General features: G+C 48.8%; 7 protein-coding genes and 3 pseudogenes. All 10 read left to right on the top strand.

The window, feature by feature from the left end:
- The first annotated feature begins 233 nt into the window (after positions 1-233).
- A complete protein-coding gene (locus tag ASL14_RS26665) occupies positions 234-3,182 on the top strand; it encodes a glycoside hydrolase family 48 protein (protein ID WP_189338296.1) in 2,949 nt (982 codons plus the stop codon).
- A 173-nt stretch (positions 3,183-3,355) separates the two neighbouring features.
- Positions 3,356-3,859, top strand: a complete 504-nt coding sequence (locus tag ASL14_RS26660; RefSeq protein ID WP_134914797.1) for a ferritin — start codon at positions 3,356-3,358, stop codon at positions 3,857-3,859.
- A 138-nt stretch (positions 3,860-3,997) separates the two neighbouring features.
- Positions 3,998-4,081: pseudogene (locus ASL14_RS28720) on the top strand (transcriptional regulator); the annotation flags it as partial.
- A 26-nt stretch (positions 4,082-4,107) separates the two neighbouring features.
- Positions 4,108-4,395: pseudogene (locus ASL14_RS29790) on the top strand (FAD-dependent oxidoreductase); the annotation flags it as partial.
- 354 nt (positions 4,396-4,749) lie between these two features.
- Positions 4,750-5,298 carry a GNAT family N-acetyltransferase gene (locus ASL14_RS26645; RefSeq protein ID WP_134914796.1) on the top strand — a complete coding sequence of 183 codons (549 nt, stop codon included), beginning with the start codon at positions 4,750-4,752 and terminating at the stop codon, positions 5,296-5,298.
- A 57-nt stretch (positions 5,299-5,355) separates the two neighbouring features.
- Positions 5,356-6,474, top strand: coding sequence for an LLM class flavin-dependent oxidoreductase (locus ASL14_RS26640; protein WP_134914795.1), 1,119 nt, complete (start codon positions 5,356-5,358; stop codon positions 6,472-6,474).
- Positions 6,475-6,702: 228 nt separating this feature from the next.
- The gene (locus ASL14_RS26635) at positions 6,703-8,829 is read left to right on the top strand and encodes a S9 family peptidase (protein WP_134914794.1); all 2,127 of its coding nucleotides are present in this window, start codon (positions 6,703-6,705) and stop codon (positions 8,827-8,829) included.
- Between the two features lie 630 nt (positions 8,830-9,459).
- Positions 9,460-10,683: an ACP S-malonyltransferase gene (gene fabD / locus ASL14_RS26630; RefSeq protein ID WP_134914793.1), complete on the top strand. Its 1,224-nt coding sequence runs from the start codon at positions 9,460-9,462 to the stop codon at positions 10,681-10,683.
- Positions 10,658-23,350 (top strand): annotated as a pseudogene (locus tag ASL14_RS29785) (amino acid adenylation domain-containing protein). The gene fabD and the pseudogene ASL14_RS29785 overlap by 26 nt, the downstream one beginning before the upstream one ends.
- On the top strand, positions 23,347-23,481 hold the full coding sequence (locus ASL14_RS29150) for a hypothetical protein (RefSeq protein ID WP_134914792.1): 135 nt from the start codon (positions 23,347-23,349) through the stop codon (positions 23,479-23,481). Before ASL14_RS29785 ends, ASL14_RS29150 begins: the two are co-directional and overlap by 4 nt.
- Positions 23,482-23,509 lie beyond the last annotated feature (28 nt).

Below are 23,509 nucleotides of genomic sequence, written 5' to 3'. Positions count from 1 at the left end.
TCGACTCTCATTTGGCGGTGGGTATGGTATATTTTTTCCAGGGCCAATGTGAAGCATTTGGAGCTAATGGACAGCGTGTCCTCCACCTTTTTGACGGGAAAGTGAGGTGATGGTGCTGTCTTTTTGTGCTGTCGTTTTTCGGAACAAAAGCTTGTGTAAAGCCAAAATTGATATTGGAGAGGATGGATGCAAAAGTGATCAGCAGAAAATCCGTGTTCAGGAAATCTGTCTCTATGGTCATGTCAGCCATTTTGGTACTTCCGCTAACTTTGGGCATATTTCAAGCCGAACCCGACCGTGCATCAGCCGCAACACCGGAATCCACACGCTTCCTTCAATTGTATAAACAACTGAAGGACCCGGCCAGCGGATATTTTTCCAAGGAGGGTATTCCTTATCATTCGGTTGAAACCCTGATGAGCGAGGCTCCGGACTACGGACACTTAACGACCTCGGAAGCGTATAGCTACTGGATGTGGCTGGAAGTGCTGTATGGCCATTATACCGGGGATTGGGGACATTTGGAATCGGCATGGGATAACATGGAGAAATACATCATTCCTGTTAATGAGGGTGACGGCAAGGAAGAGCAGCCTACCATGAGTAACTACAATCCTAACAGCCCAGCCACCTATGCAGCAGAGTATCCGCAGCCGGATCAATATCCAAGCCGTCTGAGTGGTCAGTATAGCGGTGGCAAGGACCCGCTGGATGCAGAGTTGAAGGCAACCTATGGCAACAATCAGACCTATCTGATGCATTGGCTGCTGGACGTGGATAATTGGTACGGTTTTGGCAATCTGCTGAATCCGTCTCATACAGCGACCTATGTGAACACCTTCCAACGCGGGGAGCAGGAATCGGTTTGGGAAGCCGTCCCGCATCCATCGCAGGATAATCAAAAATTTGGTAAAGCAAATGAAGGCTTTATGAGCCTGTTCACCAAGGAAAATAATGCTCCTGCACAGCAATGGCGCTACACGAATGCCACCGATGCGGACGCACGGGCGGTTCAAGCCATGTATTGGGCTAAAGAGCTGGGGTATGACAACTCCGTTTATTTGGATAAAGCAAAAAAGATGGGGGACTTCTTGCGGTACGGCATGTACGATAAATACTTCCAGAAAACCGGAAGCGCATCCAATGGAACCCCGGTAGCTGGTTCCGGCAAGGATGCCAGCCATTATCTGATGGCATGGTATACGGCATGGGGTGGCGGACTGGGTCAAAGCGGCAACTGGGCTTGGCGGATTGGCGCCAGCCACGCGCATCAGGGCTACCAAAATGTCGTTGCGGCTTACGCGTTATCCGATCAGGATGGCGGATTAATACCAAATTCACCAACGGCGGGACAGGATTGGGCTACCTCGTTGAAGCGCCAACTGGAATTTTATACGTGGCTGCAATCCGATGAGGGAGCCATTGCAGGTGGAGCAACGAATAGCTGGGATGGTGCCTACAAGGCGTATCCGTCTGGCACAAGCACCTTCTATGGATTGGCTTATACAGGTGCTCCTGTATACCAAGATCCACCGTCCAACAATTGGTTCGGAATGCAGGCTTGGCCTGTCGAGCGGGTTGCCGAGCTGTACTACATTTTAGCCAAGAAGGGTGATACTTCTTCCGAGCAGTTTAAGATGGCTAAACAAGTGACGGAAAACTGGATTGCATGGTCCAAGAGCTATGTATTTGCCAACGAACGTCCTGTGACAGACGCGCAGGGGTACTATTTGGACGCTCAAGGCAAGCGCATTCTGGGTGGTAAAAATCCGAAGGTTGCCACTACAGCAGCTAAAGGCGAGTTCTGGGTGCCAGGCAATCTGGAATGGAGCGGGAAGCCAGAAACCTGGTCCGGATTTGCCAATCATAAGGGGAATGCCAATCTGCATGTGGTAACGAAGAATCCAGGGCAAGATGCGGGAGTGCTGGGCAGTTATGTTAAAGCGCTTACTTTCTTTGCTGCCGGAACGAAGGCCGAAAAAGGAGATTACACCGCATTAGGCAAGGAAGCCAAGGATCTGTCCAAAGCTTTGCTCGATGCTGCATGGGGCTACAACGACGGCGTAGGCATTACCACGAAGGAAGCACGTGAAGATTATTATCGTTATTTTACGAAAGAAGTGTATATCCCGAACGGATGGAGTGGTAAAACGGGGCAAGGCAACACCATTCCTGGCGCAGACGCTACCGCATCTGATCCGTCCAAGGGGGGCAATGGTACGTATTCCAGCTATACCGATATCCGACCTAACATCACCAAAGATCCGCAATGGTCTTATCTCAAGGACAAATATACAACTTCATGGAATAATCAAACGAAAAAATGGGATAAAGGCGCTCCGGAATTTACGTATCACCGTTTTTGGTCCCAAGTCGATATGGCGACAGCTTATGCAGAATATGACCGTCTCATCAACAATAGTGGAACAACCGAGCCGACAGCTCCCAAAGCTCCGGCCAATGTGAAGGCAAGCGCGGGGGATGCTCAGGTTACACTGACCTGGAGCAAAGCGACTGGAGCAAACAGTTATACCGTCAAGCGCTCCACAACCAGTGGAGGACCTTATTCCACGGTAGCCACGGTAACAGACAGCACTTACAAGGATACAGGAGTGGTGAATGAAACCACCTATTATTATGTAACAAATGCAACCAACTCCCTGGGAACCAGCCCGGATTCTGCCGAGGTCAGCGCCAAGCCGACAGCAGCATCCGTTCCGGCTACGGGAGATGTAATTGCCCAATACCGCGTGGGCGACACGAACCCGGGAGATAATCAGATTCGTCCGCTTTTCCGCGTTGTAAACAAGGGGAAAGAGGCTGTTGATCTGAAGACTGTCAAGCTGCGGTATTATTATACAGTGGATGGCGACAAGCCGCAGGAATTTCATTGTGACTATGCACAGCTCGGTAGCAGCAACGTTCAGGGACGTATTGTGAAGCTGGATAAGGCCGTGACAGGTGCAGATTACTATCTGGAAATCTCCTTTGGAGCTGGTGCGGGAAGTCTGGCAGCAGGAGCCAACACGGGGGATATTCAGGTTCGCTTGAACAAAACGGACTGGAGCAATTATAACGAAAGTGATGATTTTTCCTATGATGCGACCAAAACGTCTTATACAGATTGGGACAAAACGCCTCTGTATGTGAACGACCAACGCGTATGGGGTCTGGAGCCTTGAATGTAAAATAAACATTGGGTGAGACGAGCGCAATGCAAGGAGGGGGGGAACCTCACATTGTATTGCGCCCGTTTTCCAATGATATTTCTCCGATATTGTATATTCCCGCCGACACTCTTGTGGTACACTAAGATCGCTACATCATTACATATATGACCGAGGTGACCTGAGACATGAAAGACAATTTGGCACAGGCTCTGAATGAGCAAATGAATTTTGAATTTTACTCCGCTCACGTATATCTGGCAATGGCTGCTTATTGCTCCAGCGAAAGTCTGGATGGGTTCGCAAACTTTTTCCTGGTACAAGCTGAAGAGGAACGGTTTCATGCCATGAAGCTGTACAAATATATTAATGATCGCAGAGGACGCGCCACATTGGCAGCATTACCGGAGCCTAAAAACAGCTACGATTCTATGCTGGATGTGTTCGAGCACGGCTACAAGCATGAGCAGCAAAATACGCAGAAATTTTATCATTTGGCTGACTTGGCTCTGGACGGACGTGAGCATGCGACGATCCATTTCCTGAAATGGTTTATTGATGAGCAAGTCGAAGAGGAAGCTCTGTTCGACAGTGTAATCCAGAAGCTCAAACGGATTGAAAGGGACAGCAATGCCTTTTATATGCTGGACAGTGAGTTTGCCAATCGCACCTTTGTAGCCCCTGCGGAATAAAGCAACATGTATGGACGAAAAAGCAGAGAAGCCCGGTTTGCGGGCTTCTCTGCTTTTTTTATAATCAGGTATAGGCTTGACACATTAGCCGATTCAAGGATATTACAGACACAATAAGTCTTTAATTTGGGCGTAGTCATGAAATTTACAAAAGCGACGAATTATGCCCTGCACACCATGCTCATGCTCGTTACTGCTTCGTCGGTTAAGCCGATAGGCGTTTAGCATTTGGCAAGGAGATGAGCATCATGATTTACGATTGTGCTATTATTGGCGGAGAACCCGCCGGATTGAATGCAGCCCTTGTGCTTGGCCGGGCAAGACGAAGCGTGGCTTTAATCGACAACAACCAGCCCAGAAATACCGTTACGCATGCGTCGCACGGCTTTATTACGAAAGACGGCGTAACGCCGGCCGAGTTCCGTCGCGTTGCTTATGAGGAAGTACTGCGTAATCCGTCTGTCGATCATCTGCAAACCGGGGTTGTTTCGATTGACAAAACTGAATTCGGATTTGAGGTGCTTGATTCGTCCGGCCTTCATCGGCCAAAATGGACAGCATGAGCATCGGGCGGGATCAGGACGGATGAATCGGGAAGAACCTCAATACCTGGTGTATATGCCGCCGTGGATTCTTCATACTTCATCCCTTCCTAATTGATTTTTGCCGCGGCCGACGGCAGCCGAACCGCTATGTGTGTATATATGGATTTAACGGAGGAAGATTTTGCAATTCGTGCTCACTTTCGTTAGGTTATCGTTATTTTAAATATACTTATAGAAAAAATTAATTTGTCGCTGGATGGAGAGCATGCTACAGTTATTTTATCTTTTATACCTGATTAAGCAGATGGGATTAATAAATTAATTATACAGGAGAGGCGGGTTAACATGAGCGAAATCTATCGCCTGGCACAACAGGAAGATGCAGAGAGATTGCAGTATGTAACTTATGAGGCGTACGAAACGATTCGGCAGTTGGAGCTTAAATGGCCTGCCGCTCAGGCAGACATTCCTCTCATTCAGGAGAACATTAAAAATAATGACTGCTACGTGCTGGAAGTCGATGGCGTAATTCAGGCTACAGTGAGCCATCTCAAGAATAGAGCTCTTAATTTTATAACCGATCTACCATTTGTCATGTGGTTTGCCGTCGACCCGGCTGCTCAGGGCAAGGGCTACGGACGCAAGCTGCTAAACTGGGTAGAGCAGAATATTATCCGTGATCAGGTGGGAGCTCCTGCCGTTACGCTGGCAACAGCCGAAAAGCATCCCTATCTGCTGTCTATGTATGAGCGTTGGGGGTATGAGCGTATCCATGCGTTTGACCATGGTACAGGAGACGGAACGATGCATTTACTGCGTAAAGTTGTGAATCCCCAATTATTTGAAACGTATATTCGTGAAAAAAACGGAGCAGAGACTGCTAACCGCAATTAGACCCGATACCCGGGATGGGACGAAGCTGATTCGTTCTCCGAAAGGGGGTTTCATGAAATGAAGTTTGTGTTATTCAGCCTGATGGCTAATCTGCCTAATGCGATTACCGGGGAAACCTGGAGCTCGCAGCAAAAATTCCAAAATGTAATCAAGCAGGCTGTTCTCGCAGAGGAGCTTGGTTTTGATGCATACGGTGTGGGGGAGCGGCACGGTGCACCTTTTCTGTCATCCTCACCCCCGCTGGTGCTGACCGCTATTGCGTCGAGAACCGAACGGATTCGTCTCCTGACTATGGTAACGGTGCTTAGCGTGCTGGACCCGGTGCGCGTGGCAGAAGACTATGCGACGTTGGATCATTTATCAGGTGGAAGATTAGAGATTATTATTGGTAAAGGCAATGACCCGCGCCATTATCCGTTGTTTGGAATTACGGAGGAAGAACAGTGGGACTCGCTTGCCGAGCGCTATCGTTTGCTCAAACGGCTGTGGAGCGAGGAAGAGGTTACGTGGGAAGGAAGCTACCGCCCTCCGTTGCATCAAGTTACGACACAGCCTCGGCCGTATCAGCAGCATATTCCTATATGGCACGGTAGTGCTTCCAGTACACTATCGACCGAGCTGGCCGCTCAATACGGGGAGCCGATATTTTCCTCGAATTCTTTCCATCCTCAGGCCAAGTATAAAGCGCTTATTGATCATTACCGCGAACGGCTGGCTTATTACGGACATGATCCGGCACAGGCCGTAATTGGTGCCGGAGCAGGGAGTCTGTATCTGGCAGATACGGATGAGGAAGCGATTCGACGGTATCGTCCTTATTATGATGCCTACCACTCGACAGCGGCAGCTCAGCACAATCAGTCGCCCTTCACGAGTCTGGAGGATAATATTCGTAACGGTCCTGTTCTGATCGGCTCTGCGGAGAGCGTTCTTGAGAAAATACGGAACTATCATACCGCATTCGGTAATCAGGTACTCAGCATCAGCGTGGACGGGCTAGGTGAGCAAGAGCAGCTCGAACAGTTGCATCGGTTTACCGAGGATATCATACCAGTACTGCGACGAGAAATTCCGAGCGCGATTTGGCAGCATGGGCCGAATCTTGATGTTGGAAGCAGGTCAATTACCGCTGTAAAAAATGATGCGTCACCCATATCACCTATTTTTCAACTATAGATGTTGACTGTTAATCACCTTATCTCTAAAAAGCCTCCATTTAGGAGGCTTTCAGGTCCGTGGCGACCAGCGAGATAGGGTTTTTGTATTGGAAATATATGAAGAAGCAAATTGACAGAGACAAGTAAAAAGAGTAACGTGATTTTTATATCATTTAAATCTTACAAATTTCATCGGATTAATACATTTCTAATCTTATAGAGATCTGTGATTTGAGGAGGAATTGTTTTGAGTGACCCGCAATCCAGTATAACTAAACGCCATATAACAGCAGAGGATTTATACCATCTTCGGTGGGTCAGCGATCCTGCTGTCCATCCCGGTAACGGTGCAGTCGCTTACGTAGAGCAGTATATTAATGAAGACCGGACAGACTATAATTCTGACATTTGGGTTTTGCCATCAGAACAATCCGAGCGGTTGCCCTTCACATATGGGCCGAAAGATGAATCACCTGTCTGGTCACCTGACGGATCAAAGCTTGCTTTTCTCCGCACACTGGAAGGTAAACGTCAGGTATGGATCATTCCAGCTCGCGGAGGAGAGGCTCGGCAGCTTACATGGGCAGAGAAAGGCGTTCATTCATTGGCTTGGTCACCAGACGGTGCCTACATATCCTTTGTCGCAAAAACCGCAGAGAGTCTGTCACCCCCAACATCCGGCGCTGGAAAACAAGAGGTACATACACTTCGAACCGTCGAACACGGCCAGATCGGTACATCCAAACAGGGTGTGGAATCGACCCAGCCTCCTTTATCCGCTAGCGCAAACTCTAAAGTGCAGCCAAAAGGACAGGTCGTTAACCGAACAAAAGCCAAGTCTGATGGCTACGGGCTGTGGGATGATACGCGAAATCACTTATATGTGACTGATGTAAATTCAGGGGACACCGTCCAACTGACGTTCGGCGCGTATGATGTGGCGGAACCTGTCTGGTCGCCGGATGGAAAGCTTATTTTATTCGTGGCCAGAATAGCGGAACAATCAGAAGAGGACACGGATTTACGAAGGCAGAATGATTTGTTTACGATAGATCCTGCTATTTCAAAAGGAGGTATGGCAATACCACGTAAGCTAACTCGGTCGGAGCTGCAAATCGAGAGTGCTGCATACTCTCCCGATGGTTCAACGATTGCCTTTTACGGACATGATCGACATGCTAAAGACGCGACCCAGACCCGTTTATACATCATCCCTTCGAGTGGTGGATCAGCAGTATGCATTAGTGAAACGCTGGACGCACACCTCGGTAACGCGGGTATGAGCGATATGCGCTCACACCTTCATATAGGGCCACCACGTTTTAGTACGGACGGTCAATCCCTGTATACACTTGTAACCCGTGAAGGAAATGTACATGTATATCAGTTTGCATTTGATGGAAGCTTTGCAGTTTTGACGCAGGGTGACAGAGAAATTTATCAGTTCACGCTCACCCCGGATGAGCAGCATATTATTGCAGCTTCAACTCACGTGGCATTGCCGGGCGATTTATTTCGAATTGCGATCTCTTCTGGGACAGAGGAACGGCTGACGCAGGTGAATGACTCGCTGCTTGAAGAGATCGAGCTAAGTGTGCCTGAGGGCTTTTGGACCGAGGTCGAGAATGGTCGGCGGGTCCAAGGGTGGGTGATGAAACCTGTCGGTTTTGCGGAGGGAGTAACCTATCCCGCTATTTTGGAAATCCATGGCGGCCCCCATGCGATGTATTCCCACTCTTTTTTTCATGAGTTTCAGTTGCTAGCGGCGCAGGGATATGCGGTCATTTACACCAATCCGGGAGGAAGCCGAGGGTACGGCCAGTCTTTTACCAATGTCGTTCTTGGCGACTACGGTGGACGAGATTACACGGACTTGCTGAGTGCGGTAGATGAGGCCATTCGCCAGTTTCCATTCATTCATCCAGAACGACTAGGAGTTACAGGGGGGAGCTACGGGGGCTTTATGACTAACTGGATTGTCGGTCACACAGACCGTTTCCGTGCAGCCGTGACCCAGCGCTCCATATCCAACTGGCTATCCATGTATGGCGTGAGCGACATTGGCTACTCATTTACAGAAGACGAGGTTTCCGGCAATCCTTGGGACGATTTCGAGGTCTTGTGGAGACAATCCCCGCTGGCATATGTTAAGCAAATAAATACACCACTGCTTATTTTGCACGGGGAGCAGGATCTTCGTTGTCCCATTGAGCAGGGAGAACAGCTATTTACTGCACTGCGGCGATTGGGGAAATCCACGCAATTTGTCCGTTTTCCAGACTCAAGCCATGAGCTTTCACGAAAAGGGCATCCGCAGCTTCGTGTGGAACGACTTCAACGCATTACAAACTGGTTTGTCAAGCACCAGATATAGTACAAAACCCGTTGCTTTTACTCACTACACAGAAATTTTTACAAAAATTCATCAAAATTCATTAAAAAATTACAAACAATGCCTTATTTTCAGACCAAAGAGGGCATTGTTTGTGTGTATAATATACTTATACATTACAACGTCATACTTTAATTTACTTTTGTGTTTATAAGACCCTATCAATTTCTATTTATTTAATTTTTTTCTTATTAAAGGAATTTGAAAAAATATTGACATTTTTCAAGTCCATATTTATTATATAGTTAAAATATTTCACAATTAATACTTTCTTTTGGAATAAAATTGCGTTACCTTCGGTATTTTTTTCGACACACTCATCTATGATACTGGATTCTTAGGTCCCAACCTAAGTCTTTAGTCCACTCCAAGTTTTTCACACTTCCAAGTTTTTACACACACCTAACTCATTTTCAATTACACCACGAATGGCAATTCAATTACCTAATTAAATTTTAAATTGTGCTTATTGTTTTTTGGCAACAGTACAACTTTGCTTTGTTATGGTTTGCTACATCTATCTCCATATCTCCATACATATGTACATTAACACCTGAATCGTAAAAACATTTTTGTTTTGCCACATCTTTGTGGGGAGGAAAGGGGTTTCGTATGAATCGCATGGCTTTGGTTTTTCCAGGACAAGGATCTCAGTATGTAGGAATGGGAGCGGCATGGCGTAGCGATTTTACAGAAGGGGATCGCTTGTTTGAAGAGGCTGCTGATATTTTGGGATATGATCTGAAAGCTTTATGCATGGCAGGTCCGATCACCCAATTATCCAGGACATTCTATACTCAGCCCGCACTTCTTACGACCAGCGTCATTGCATTCCGGCGTTATATGCACGAAATCGGGATTATTCCGGAATTTTCAGCAGGTCATAGCCTGGGTGAATATTCAGCTCTGGTAAGTAGCGGTGTTCTATCCTTTGGCGACGCTTTACGACTGGTTCAAGAGCGGGGACGCTTCATGGAAGAAACCGCTGAGGCAGGGCCGGGCAGCATGATTGCCGTTCGCGGAGCTGAGATGAACGCTGTGGAAGAAATCTGTCGTCTGTACTCCACAGTCGATCAGCCTGTCGTCATTGCCTGTTACAATTCACCTAATCAGTACGTCGTCTCAGGTCATCATACGTCGGTAGTTGTGGTAGCTGGCGAATTAGAGCAGCGAGGGGCTCAAATTACCCGGTTGCAGGTCAGTGGTCCTTTTCATAGTCCGCTTATGCAACACGCTGCGGACAAGCTGACCGCAGAGCTGCAAAAATATACTTTCCATGAAGCGCAGTGGCCCGTGATTTCCAATGTGACCGCTCAGCCATACTCCGATGTGGACAGCATCCGTCAAGGATTGATTTTGCAAATGACTCACCCGGTTCGATGGATACAAACCATGCAATATATGGAAAACCATGGCGTGGAGCAAGGCATTGAGTTAGGCCCACGGACAGTGCTGAAAAATTTGGCGAAAGAAATAAACACCACTATTGAAGTGCTGTCTCTGGACAGAGACTTGGATCGCGTTGAACTGGAACGCCGTTTCTCGATCCGTGATTGGGTTGCCCGTTCCCTGTCACTGGCGGTGTCTACCCCCAATGCCAATTGGAATGAAGATGAGTATCGAAAAGGTGTTATTTTACCTGTCCGGAAACTGGAAGAATTACTGCGAAACTCAGAATCAGGCAGCAGTCCACCTCCTGCTTCTGAGCTAAGACAGGAAATACTGGGGTGTATTCGCCTGGTGTTACAAACCAAACAGGTTTCCGAAGGAGAGCAGAAAGTAATGCTAGAGCAATTGAGGAGGGATCAGGATGGAACAGTTTCAAACTTTAATTGAAATCATTCAAGACCGTGCAAGCCGGGATGAGAACGGGATCACCTTTATTTCCGGTGATAAGCAAGAGGAATATGTGTCCTACAGTAAACTTCTGGAGCAAGCATCACAGGTGCTTCATGCATTACAGGAAAAAGGGATACAACCTGGCGATGAGCTGATCATGCAGATCGACGACAATCATACCTTTGTGAATGTATTTTGGGGCTGCCTGCTCGGTGGAATCGTTCCTGTTCCTGTAAGCATCGGGAATAATGATGAGCATAAAATGAAACTGTTTAGAATCTGGAATACCCTATCCCGCCCTTATATGATTGCGGATGACAAGGTTTTGGAGCAACTGGAAAAGTACGCGCATCAGCACGAACTGCTGGATTCCTTTGAGCCTGTTAAAAAAGCAACTTTTTCAAGCCATACATTCGACTATTCCGGTCTGAATAAAGGTGTAGTTCATGCATCCAAACCGGAGGATTTGGCTTTTATCCAATTTTCCTCAGGCTCTACAGGTGATCCTAAAGGAGTCATGTTGACACATGAAAATCTGGTTTACAATATTCGGGATATCGCAAATCAAACAGGCATGAGCTCCAAGGATGCTTATTTGGGTTGGATGCCGCTTACGCATGACCTGGGATTGATCGCCTTTCATTTAACCTGTGTGGCCGCTAATGCCAAGCAGCTAATTATGCCGACGGCACTTTTTATCCGACGCCCGTCTTTATGGCTAAAAAAAGTATCGGAGCATAAGGTGACTCAAATATGCTCTCCCAATTTCGGATATAAATTTTTTCTTGATCAGTACAAACCTGAAACAGCAGATAACTGGGATTTGTCAAGCGTACGTATGATTTTAAATGGAGCTGAGCCGATATCTGTAGAGCTTTGCCATGTGTTTATGGATGCGATGAGTGTTCACGGCTTGAATAAAAATGCGATGTTTCCCGTCTATGGATTGGCAGAGGCGAGCGTGGGTGTTTCCACTCCCCCTCTGGACAAAGATTCCTTTATTCCGCTTTATTTGAATCGGCAGCAGTTACACGTAGGTGAACCCATAGAAGAAGTAGACAAGTCCGACAAGCGGTGTCTTACTTTTGTGGATTTGGGATATCCGATGGCCAGTACCTCTGTCCGCATTTGCGATGAACAAAATCGGGTGTTGGAAGATGGTGTGATTGGACACACACAGATCCGCGGCAAAAATGTGACAGCTGGATACTACAACAATCCCGAGGCTACCGCCAAGGTCAAAACAGAGGATGGCTGGCTCATCACCGGAGATTTAGGGTTTATGCGGAATGGCCGCCTCGTTATTACGGGTAGAGCCAAGGATATCATTTTCGTGAACGGACAGAACGTTTATCCGCATGACATCGAGAGAATTGCCGAGGAGCTGGATGGCGTGGATCTCGGAAAAGTAGCCGTGTGTGGTGTCCATGATGCGCAATCCAGGCAGGATCGTATTGTTGTTTTTGTGATGCACACGAAAAAGATAGAGTATTTTGTGCCGCTTGTCCAAAAACTGAAAAGTCATCTGAATTACCGGGGCGGCTGGAATATTCAGGATGTAGTTCCGATCCGGCGTATCCCTAAAACAACCAGCGGGAAGGTTCAGCGCTTCAAATTAGCCCAAAGTTATGAGCAGGGCGAATTCGATGAAATACTGACAACTCTGGCCGAGGCCACTCAAACCCTGCAAGCTGCTGAGCGTGCAGTCTTGCCTCAGGGAGAAATAGAACAGAAGCTGATTGGAATCTGCCAGGATATTTTAAATGTAAAGTCGATTGGTACGGACGACAGCTACTTTGATATCGGAGTAACTTCCTTGCAACTCGTTCAGATTGTGGACCAGTTGGAGGATCAATTAGGGGTTCATATTGAAGTGACGGACTTCTTTTCCTATCCGACCATCGCCAAGCTGGCAGCGTATATCTCCAGTCAGGGCCTAAGCAGCGACGCGGCTGCAACAGCACAGCCCGAGGCCAAGGAGGAAGCAAATGATCGGGATATCGCCATCATTGGCATGTCCGGCAAGTTTCCTCAAGCGGAAACGCTGGAGCAGTTTTGGGCAAATGTGTCATCAGGGGCAGACAATATCGGCCCGTACAGCGATGAAAGAAGAAAAGACGCCGAAGCTTTCATTTCCCGTCTGAATACCGAAGGTCGAAATATGCAAATCGCAGAAGGTGGTTATCTGGACGAAGTAGATAAGTTCGATTACTCCTTCTTTAAGCTGACTCCACGGGAAGCCTCGCTAATGGACCCCAATCAACGGCTATTTCTACAAACCGCCTGGAGCACGATTGAGGATGCGGGGTATGGAGGTAAGCAACTGGCAGGCCAAAAGGTCGGCGTGTATGTCGGCTTTTCCAAAACCAGCTTCGAATACGAGCGCCTGCTGTCCGAGGTGGAACCGGGTGCGCTGCCGAACTTTGCCATTGGTAATTTATCGTCCATTATTTCCAGCCGGATTGCATATTTGCTCGATCTAAAAGGCCCGGCGCTAACGATTGATACAGCATGCTCTTCCTCACTCGTGGCGGTGCATCTGGCCTGCAAGTCCATCCTCAACGGAGACTGCGATATGGCACTGGCAGGTGGAGTAAAGACGATTTTACTGCCTCTGAAAGCAGGCATTGGCATGGAATCCTCTGATGATCGGGCACGCGCCTTCGACGATCAGTCGGATGGAACGGGCTGGGGCGAAGGAGTTGGAGCGGTTTTCCTGAAGCCGCTGCGTAAAGCGGAGCAAGACGGTGACAACATTTTGGCCGTGATCAAGGGAAGTGCCATCAATCAGGATGGCACTACGATTGGTATTTCCGCGCCGAATGCGCTCGCTCAAGCGGAAGTGATTTCGCAGGCGTGGCGTGATGCACAGATTGATCCCGAAACGGTGAGCTATATCGAAGCGCATGGCACCGGAACCAAGCTGGGCGATCCAATCGAGATTGACGGCATTACCAAAGCTTTCCGCAAGCATACACAGCGCAAACAGTTTGTGGCGATCAGCACGGTCAAAACGAATATCGGCCATCTTTACGAAGCCGCCGGGATTGCGGGCTTGATCAAATCCGTACTGTCCATGAAGCATCGGCAGATTGCACCGCTCGTTCATTTTCGCACGCCAAACCAGAAGATCCATTTCGAGGAATCTCCGGTATATGCCAATACGAAGCTGAGGGAATGGAGAACGGACGGATTTCCGAGAAGAAGCGGGTTGAGTTCCTTTGGATTCAGCGGGACAAACTGCCATGTGGTGCTGGAGGAATATATAGCGAAGACGGAATCGGATCAAACCTCCACGGTCAGCAAGAATGGATCATCACCGGTGCTGCTGACTCTGTCAGCGCGGAGTGAATCCGCTTTGCGTGAGCTGGTCGGGCGGTACGCAGAACGATTCGGTCGCGCGGAAGAACTCGTGATGCAGGATGTATGCTATACGGCTAACACAGGAAGAAGTCACCTGAATCACCGGATTGCGATAACTGCCGCTGGAGCGGATGCGCTGAAAGCGAAGGTACTTCAATTGCACGAACAAGGCAGAGCCGTCGAAGGCGTATACACTGGAAAAGCGGATAGCACAGGTGGTGCAGAGACGATTACTGGAAGCTTGGACACCTTGCAATCACTGGAGCAACTGGCTGCCAGGTACGTGCAGGGAGCGCAGATCGATTGGAATGCCCTATATGCAGGCAAGCATTACAAAAAGGTTTCTCTGCCTACGTATCCATTCGAGCGTAAAAGATGCTGGATTAACGTGCCCGAACAGGTTCAAACGGAACAGAAGGTACCCGTTCATGAAAACTCAACAGTAAAGGAGTCTGGAATTATGGGGAACGAGTATTTAGCGTCGGCATCGGTTACCGATCAGCACAAATCATCTATTCTTCAAAGGTTAGCGAAAATGATCGGTAATGTGTCCCAGCTCAGTCTGGAGGAACTAGAGCCACAAACACATTTTCTGGAGCTTGGGCTGGATTCCATTAATTTGTCCCAGGTTCGCCACAGTATCAAGGATACCTTCGGACTGGACGTTCCAATGAACGAATTTTTCGAATCGTTGACCACGCTGGAGCTATTAGCCAGCTACGTAGCCGAGCGGGTGAGCATCTCCAATTCTGCTGAAACCCCGGTTCAGTCTGTGGAAAATCGTTCGGAAACCACTCTGAATCAGGTTGATTATGTAGCTTCCCCGCTAACCCAACCGTCTCATGAATCAGCCGTTTATGCTATAGATACGGCTGGGCAAACACGGGCTCAAAGCTTTCCAATCGCTACAGCTTCTGCGGGTGTAGAGCGAATTTTGGAGCAACAGCTACATCTGATGTCACAGCAGCTCGATGTTCTCCGGCATCAACCATCTGCATCCGTAATAGCTTCCGAGCCGTTTAGCCCGGAAACGGGCGTTTTGCCCTCGGCAAGTAGAGAAAGCGCGCAGATCATTCATACCGAATCCAAGCAGGAAGTCGCGGCTGCATTAGCACCGGCTCCATCTGTAAAGGCTGTTCCCAAGCAGACAGGCAATGAAGCCAAACCGTATACGCCTTATAAAAAGCTGGATGTTAAAGCACGCGAATTGCTTTCGCTCCGTCAGGAACAACATCTGCAAGAGCTGATTGAACGCTACACGGCCCGTACGCGTAGCACCAAACATTACACCCAGCAGTATCGCTCCGTATACGCCAATAACCGTAATGTGGCTGGTTTCCGGCCTGTTTTGAAGGAAATGGTGTACCAAATCGTTTCTCAACGTGCAGACGGATCAAAAATTTGGGATCTGGACGGCAATGAATATGTCGATTTGACGATGGGCTTTGGCGTGAATCTGTTTGGACACAATCCGGCCTTTATCCGTGAAAAAATTGAGGAAGAACTGAAAAACGGCATGTGTGTCGGCCCGATGTCCAACATGGCCGGGCAAGTCGCAGAGAAAATTTGCAAGATGACCGGCGTGGAACGGATTGCGCTGTACAATTCCGGTACTGAGGCCGTCATGGTCGCGCTCCGTTTGGCGCGTGCTGCTACGGGACGGGCTAAAGTCGTCATTTTTGCCGGCTCATATCACGGTACATTCGACGGAGTGCTGGCACTGGGGAGCGCGGGTGACAACAAGGAGCATTCGACACCTCTAGCTCCAGGTATCCTGCAGCATATGGTGGACGATATCGTCGTGCTTCATTATGGAGCGGACGATTCCCTGGATTATATCCGCACCCATGCGCATGAGCTGGCTGCGGTTGTCGTGGAGCCAGTGCAAAGCCGCCGACCGGATTTCCAGCCTCAAGCCTTTTTGCAGGAAATTCGCCAGATGACGGAGCAGTCAGGTACTGCCTTCATTTTTGATGAAGTCATAACAGGCTTCCGGATTCAGCCGGGAGGGGCCCAAGCGTGGTTTGGGGTACAAGCCGACCTTGTGACCTACGGTAAAATCATTGGCGGTGGGCTGCCCATCGGTATCGTAGCCGGAAAAGCCGCCTTTATGAACGGGATCGATGGAGGCACGTGGAGCTTCGGGGACGATTCCTATCCACAACATGAGCAGCAGCGGACCTTTGTCGCAGGAACCTTCTGCCATCATCCGCTGGCAATGGCTGCTTCCTTAGCGGTGCTGGATCATTTGGAGAACAACGGCGAGCAGCTTCAAAATCGCTTGAACAGTCGCACCTCGGCGTTAGCAGCCGAGCTGAACAGCTATTTCACTGACGAACATGTACCTATGAAAGTGGTTAACTTTGGCTCCCTGTTCCGCTTCGTGCTCAAAGGCGATCTGGAATTGTTCTTTTATCACATGCTGGACAAAGGCATCTATATCTGGGAAGGACGAAACTGCTTCTTGTCCACGGCCCATACCGAGGAAGATATTGCGCGAATTGTGCAAGCGGTCAAGGATAGCGTGAACGAGCTGCGTAAAGGGGGATTTTTACCGGACCCGCCCCCGAATGGAAACGGCCCAGGGCCGGGCAAGCAACCTGTACCTGTAACCGTACCTCCAGAAGCTGAAGCAGTGGGTGTTCCAGAAACCGTAATTGCGCTGACTCCTGATCAAAAGCAGCTTTGGTTCGCCTCTGTTTCAGAACGAAGTGACTCTCAATCTTTACACGAAACCGCCTTGTTGCGGTTTCGTGGTCCACTTCAGCAGAAGGCGTTCAACCAGGCTGTCCAGACCATCGTGAACCGTCATGAAGCCTTACACACCTTTATGAGCGGCGATGGGGAAACTCAGGTGATCGCTCCTGTGATGAAAGTGGAAGTTTTGCTTCATGATTTTACCAGTCACCACCCGGATGAACAGGAACAGCATATCCGGGCATGGATGATCCAGGACAGCGAAACCCCGTTTGCCATGACGCCAGGAGAGCCGTTATTCCGGATTCATCTGCTGAAAATATCAGATGAGGAGCATCTGAGTGTCTTTACGTTCCATCATTTTATCGCGGATGGCTGGTCGATTGGTGTATTCATTCAGGAACTGGAACACATCTATTCTGCGCTTGTCCGACATGCTGACTACAACCTTCCCGATCCAGTACCTTTTCGGAATTACGTTGTTTGGCAGCAGGATCAATTGAAAGCCGGGAAAGAAGAGGCCTTTGCTTTTTGGTCAGCAGTGCTGGAAAAGCAGCCGCCTGTCCTCAATCTACCATCTCCGGTGAGGGGAATACAGATTCCGTCTTCCTGCGGAAGCAGACATACTGTAATGCTTGAAGCGCCGCTCGTTAAACAATTGAGATCCACCAGCATAAAGCTTGGCAGCAGTCTTTTTATAACGCTGCTATCAGCCTTTCAGATTTTTCTGCATCGCCTGACAGGGCAGCAGGAAGTAACGGTGGGGGTTCCCACCGCAGGACAATCCCATATGGACGCCTTCTCCCTGATCGGCAACTGTGTCAACTTACTTCCGGTGATCAGCGAAGTGCGTCCTGATGCTACTTTTACGGAGCATGCCCAAACGGTCAAAAAGCGCATGAATGAACTGGACAGCTTCCAAAAGTACAGCTTTGCCGGACTCGCTCAGCTGGGGCTGAGGAATTTGCCTGTCATTAACGCTGTGTTCAATATGGATCGACCGATTCCGCGTTTTCAATTCCATGGAATGGAAGCAGAACTCGTTGAGAATGAGGTATCATTCAGCAAATACGAGTTGTTTTTGAACGTGACAGAGGCGCAGAAGCAATTACGTCTTGATTTTGACTACAATTCGGATCTTTTCAGCAAAACATCATCGAAGCCTGGTCAGGATATTTCCTGAATCTGCTGCATTCCATTGTAGAGGAAGGAGGGGCTCGCGTTTCCGCGATGTCTTTACTCCGTGCGTCGGAGAACGAACAACTTCGAACTGCATGGGCAGCAAATACCGATGCCAACGGAAACTATCTTTGCGTCCTTGATGCTTACAAGCATCTGGCACCTGTCGGGACAGCAGGGGAGGTGTATCAAGCCTCTGTAGCAGGCCTGTTGGGAACGACTCGGGAATGGGCTTACGTGGAAAACGATGGCAAGCTGCGGCATATTGGAAATTTGAATCGGACCATCCACATTCGTGGACATCAGGTTAATCTGGAACAGCTGGAGAAACACCTGCTGCACATTTTCCAATTGGAATCCTGCGTCATTACATCGCAAACGGGCGAAGCTGGGGAAGTCTCATATATAACGGCCTATGTGGTGGCGAATGCATCGAAGCCTTGGGAAGAAGCCGCACTGAAAAAGGCTATAATCGAGATTCTTCCAGATTATACACAGCCCCGTTTTGGATTCCTATGGGGCATATTCCTCTTTTGCCAGATGGTCAGCCTGATCTTCAGGCTCTACCAGCGCCGGGACAAGCAAGCGTATTCGCTAAAACAGACGCCGCTTCTGAGAACCACGGCGTAGAAGATCAGCTCGTGAACATTTGGATGAACGTTCTGAATGTAACGGATATCAGCTATGACGACAACTTTTTTCAACTGGGCGGTGATTCGCTAAAAGCGACGGTCATTCTGTCGAGAGTCAATAAGGAATTGGGTGTACACATTCCACTCAGCCACATTTTTGAGCTGCAAACGATTGCTGAGCTGGCTACATATATTGCGGGGGAACAAAGCAGACCTATGAACCGATTGTATCTGTAAAATCGCAAGCCTTCTATCCGGTGTCTTCTTCCCAAAAGAGAATGTACGTGCTGGATCAGCTGGGAGGCGGAACGGCCTATCATGTACCCGGTCAGCTTTTCATAGAGGGAAATCTGGAGGTCCCCCGCTTTATTGAAGCCGTTAAGGAAGTTATTTTGCGACATGAATCCTTTCGGACATATTTCGATCTGGAAGACGGGGAAGTGGTTCAAAAAGTTCGGGACACGATTCCATTCGAAATCCCCTATACCCGTATTTCCAAGGAAGAAGCAAAACAGGCTCGGGCCTTGTTTGTTCAGCCTTTTCATCTGGGAACAGCTCCTTTATTCCGCGCCGAACTGTACGAATTTATCGAAGGTGGCTTCATACTGCTAGTGGATATGCATCACATCGTGTCCGACGGTTTCTCCATGGCCGTGCTGCTGGATGAAATCATTCAACGGTATCAGGGCAGACAGCTTGCGAACATTCAGCTTCATTACAAAGACTTTGTTGCTTGGCAGAAGCAGCAGATCACTGACGACGCATTGCAAGCGCATGAATCATATTGGCTCCAGACCTTGAATGGCGAGCTTCCTGTACTGAATATGCCTACGGACTTTTCACGTCCGCAAGCACAAAGCTTTGAAGGTGACAGCTTGACCGTCACATTGGAATCCAACCTTACTAGCACACTCTACACATTGGCCCAAGATACCGAATCTACGATCTTTATGGTACTTTTGGCAGCTTATAATGTCCTGCTAGGCAAATATTCCGGCCAAGAGGATATTATCGTGGGTACACCTGTTGCCGGAAGACGGCATGTGGATACGCAAGCGATGATTGGCATGTTCGTCAATACGCTGGTTCTTCGCAATCAGCCGCAATCTTCTTTAACGTTCCAATCCTTTTTGCAGGAGGTTAAGCAAAGCTCGCTGCTGGCACTGGAGCATCAGGAATACCCGTTTGATGAGCTTGTAGACAAGCTGGAACTGGTACGCGACGTAAGTCGAAACCCGGTGTTCGATACGATGTTCAGTTTGCAAAATGTCGGCACAGATGTTTTGGAAACAGGAGGCATTCGTTTTAAACCGGAAGAATTCAACGCGGGCATATCCAAGGTGGATTTTTCATTGCATGTGACCGAGGAAAAAGAACGTTTGTCCTTCACTTTGGAGTATGGCACGAAGCTGTTTAAACTGGAGACCATCCGACGGCTGGCAGAGCATTTTGTGCGAATTTTGGAAACAGTGACGCAGGATGTCGGGGTGCAGTTGGCTGATATTACGATCGTATCTGATGAAGAGAAGCAATTGCTGCTGACCGGATTTAACGATACCATCGTACCTTTCCCGTACAATGAGACACTCCACGGGCAGTTTGAAAAGCAGGTCGTACAGACGCCGGATCATATAGCATTGGTGTTCGGAAATCAGCGTCTGACCTACCGGGAGATGAACGAACGCGCTAACTCACTGGCACGGGTACTTCAAGCGCACGGTGTAGGACCCGACAAGCTGGTTGGCCTGATGGTACAGCGTTCGGCGGAGATGATCATCGGTCTGCTGGCCGTGCTAAAAGCGGGGGGCGCTTATGTGCCGATCGACCCTGAATATCCGTCAGCCCGTATTGAATATATGCTGAGTGACAGTGAGGCCGCCGTACTCCTGACCAGTCGCGATCTGGTAGGAGAACACCATTACAGCGCCAACACCCTGTTTATCGAAGATGAGGAAGTATATCAAGGAGAAAAGACCAATCTGGAAGCCACTGCTCAGCCGGAGCATCTGGCTTATGTCATCTATACTTCTGGCTCAACCGGAAATCCGAAAGGAGTTATGCTCCAGCATCGCTCGGTGCTGAATTTTATTACAGGAATGCGTGAAGTGATCGACTTTGCAGCGGACAAAACGATTTTATCGCTAACCACCATTTCGTTCGATATTTTCGTATTGGAAACGATCCTGCCGCTGCTAGGCGGAATGACCGTTGTGCTTGGCGACCGCCATCATCAGGTTGATCCTCAAACACTTGGCGAGCTGATTACTGCACATCACATTGACATGCTGCAAATGACGCCATCCCGGCTGCAAATGCTGATGGGTCATGAGGAAGGTTTCCGTGCGCTGCAAGGTGTACAGGAAGTTATGGTGGGAGGAGAAGCGCTTCCGCCCAGGCTGCTGGAGGCATTGCAGAAATTGAACGGTCCCCGCATTTATAACATGTACGGACCTACGGAAACGACGGTGTGGTCGGCAGTGCAGGAACTTACGAATGCCAAACAGATTGACATTGGACGTCCCATCGCGAATACGCAAATTTATGTCATTGATGAACAGGGCAGATTACAACCTATTGGTGTACCAGGCGAGCTATGCATTGCAGGGGAAGGATTGGCCCGCGGATATTGGAATCGCGCGGAACTGACGACGGATAAATTTGTAGATAATCCATTTTCAACAGGAACACGAATGTACAGAACGGGCGATCTCGCCCGCTGGAAAGCGGATGGAAATCTGGAGTTTATCGGCCGAATCGACCATCAGGTGAAAGTACGTGGATTCCGGATTGAGTTGGGTGAGGTTGAAAATGCTTTGATTAGCCATTCTGCAATTCGTGAGGCTGTCGTCACTGTAAATCAAAGCAAAGATCATGAATCCGTTTTGTGTGCCTACATTGTACTGCATACAGAAGAAACACCAAGCTTAACCGTAATTCATGAGCATGCCGCCAAGTTGCTTCCTTATTACTCGGTACCGTCTCACTTTGTGTTTCTGGATCGTATACCGTTGACTCCGAATGGAAAAACCGACCGAAAAGCGTTGCCGGAGCCTGACGAGCTATTCCGACCGGATATTGCCTATGTAGCGCCACGAAATGATGTGGAAGAAGCTTTGGCCGCCGTATGGCAAGAAGTTTTGGGGCGCGATCTGGTGGGCATTCAGGATAACTTTTTCCTGCTCGGAGGCGACTCCATCAAAGCTGTTCAGGTCATAGCGCGCATGCGTCTTCACGGGTATTCACTGGATATCCGACACGTACTGGAGCATCCGTCCATTGAAATCCTGAGCGGCTATGCGGAAACACTGTCCCGTCCGATTGAGCAAGGCCCGGTAGATGGAGAGGCACCACTGACCCCGATACAACGTCATCTAATCGATTGGATCGAACGGCATCCATCCGAGGCACTTCCTGCCACAACATCGGTACTGTTGTTAGCAAAGTCGGGCTTTGATGAGCAGCCATTGCGAGCCGTATTGAAGAAAATCGTGGAGCACCACGATGCTCTACGCCTTGGCTTATTACAACAGGCTGACGGGTCGGTTACGCAAGCTCACAAAGGACTGAATGAGGAGCTAATCACTTTGGAGGTGCTGTCGCTTACGGGAACAGCAAGCGAAGCACGCAGCCAATTGGAAGCTGAATGCCAACGTATTCAAAGCAGCCTGCGGCTGTTTGAAGGACCACGAGTTCGAGCAGGGCTTTTCCGTCTGAATAACGGGGATCATCTTTTCCTTGCTATAGACCCGCTGGTGGTTGACTCCATTTCATGGAGTATTTTGCTCGAAGATCTGGCAACAGGCTACGGACAAGCTCTGAACGGGGAAATGATTGTCTTACCGGACAAAACTAACGCTTACCAAACATGGGCCGAACATCTTGAGAATTATGCGAATAGCAAAGAGTTGCTCAAGGAGCAGGACTATTGGAAAAAGATAGAGTTGTCCGAATGGGGACTGCTTCCCAAAGACCATGAAGTCATTACGGACTCTGGAACGGAACGGCAAACGAATCAGCTCCATCTGCAATTATCAGCAGACGAAACCCAGGACCTGATGACACAGGTCAATCATGTCTACAATACCGTGCCGGATGAAGTGCTGCTGTCCGTGTTGGGTCAGACCGTATCCGAATGGTCAGGACAAGAACGGATTGCACTCTACTTGGAGAACCCTGGCCGAGAACCGGGTGAAACAAATTCGCTGGATATCTCCAGAACGATAGGGCAGTTTACGTCCGTGTATCCGGTTGTACTGGACATCAAATCTGCGGATGAACTATCGCTGTTGCTCAAGCGTGTGAAGGAAACGGTTCGACAGGTTCCAAATCAGGGATTGGGCTACGGTGTATTGAGATACCTGACCGAAGCCAGCAATCCAACGGATTCTAAACATTCTCGTCATCCAGAAATCGGTTTCCGTTATATAGACTCACTGGACCCAGAATCAATTTATTTTTCAACATCGCCGCTGGAAGCTGAGATTGCACCAGGTACCAAGGATGCGAATAGCGATTCACCTTATGCTCTCTATATGAATAGCCGCGTGGAAGACGGTAAATTAAACATCCGTCTAATTTATGACCAGAATGCATATGAAGAACATACGATCAAACACCTTCTCTCTCGCTTCGAAACTCACCTGTTGAATGCCATCCGTCATTGTCTGGATCAGTCCGGTCAGGAACTGACACCAACAGACGTAGGAGCAAATGATCTGGACCTAGAAGAGTTCGAAGACATGAAGCAATTTTATGAAAGCTTATATTATTCGCCCGAGGGGGAAATACGATGAGTAAAAGCCTTGAAATCGAAAAAGTGGCTAATTTAACGCCTTTGCAGGAGGGGATGCTCTTTCATACGGTGATGGAGCCGGAATCACAGGCGTACTATGAGCAAGTGCGAATGACTATCCGGGTGAACTGAACCTGGAGGCTCTGCAAAAGAGCTTCCA

The organism is Paenibacillus sp. IHB B 3084 (assembly GCF_001447315.1).
Lineage (GTDB): Bacteria > Bacillota > Bacilli > Paenibacillales > Paenibacillaceae > Paenibacillus.
This window is presented reverse-complemented; position numbering and strand designations above follow the sequence as displayed.

What these genes read in the sequence shown, in the direction of transcription:
- ASL14_RS26665 (WP_189338296.1), top strand. Translation starts at nt 234, where the DNA reads ATGGTCATGTCAGCCATTTTGGTACTTCCGCTAACTTTGGGCATATTT.
- ASL14_RS26660 (WP_134914797.1), top strand. Translation starts at nt 3,356, where the DNA reads ATGAAAGACAATTTGGCACAGGCTCTGAATGAGCAAATGAATTTTGAA.
- ASL14_RS26645 (WP_134914796.1), top strand. Translation starts at nt 4,750, where the DNA reads ATGAGCGAAATCTATCGCCTGGCACAACAGGAAGATGCAGAGAGATTG.
- ASL14_RS26640 (WP_134914795.1), top strand. Translation starts at nt 5,356, where the DNA reads ATGAAGTTTGTGTTATTCAGCCTGATGGCTAATCTGCCTAATGCGATT.
- fabD (WP_134914793.1), top strand. Translation starts at nt 9,460, where the DNA reads ATGAATCGCATGGCTTTGGTTTTTCCAGGACAAGGATCTCAGTATGTA.
- ASL14_RS29150 (WP_134914792.1), top strand. Translation starts at nt 23,347, where the DNA reads ATGAGTAAAAGCCTTGAAATCGAAAAAGTGGCTAATTTAACGCCTTTG.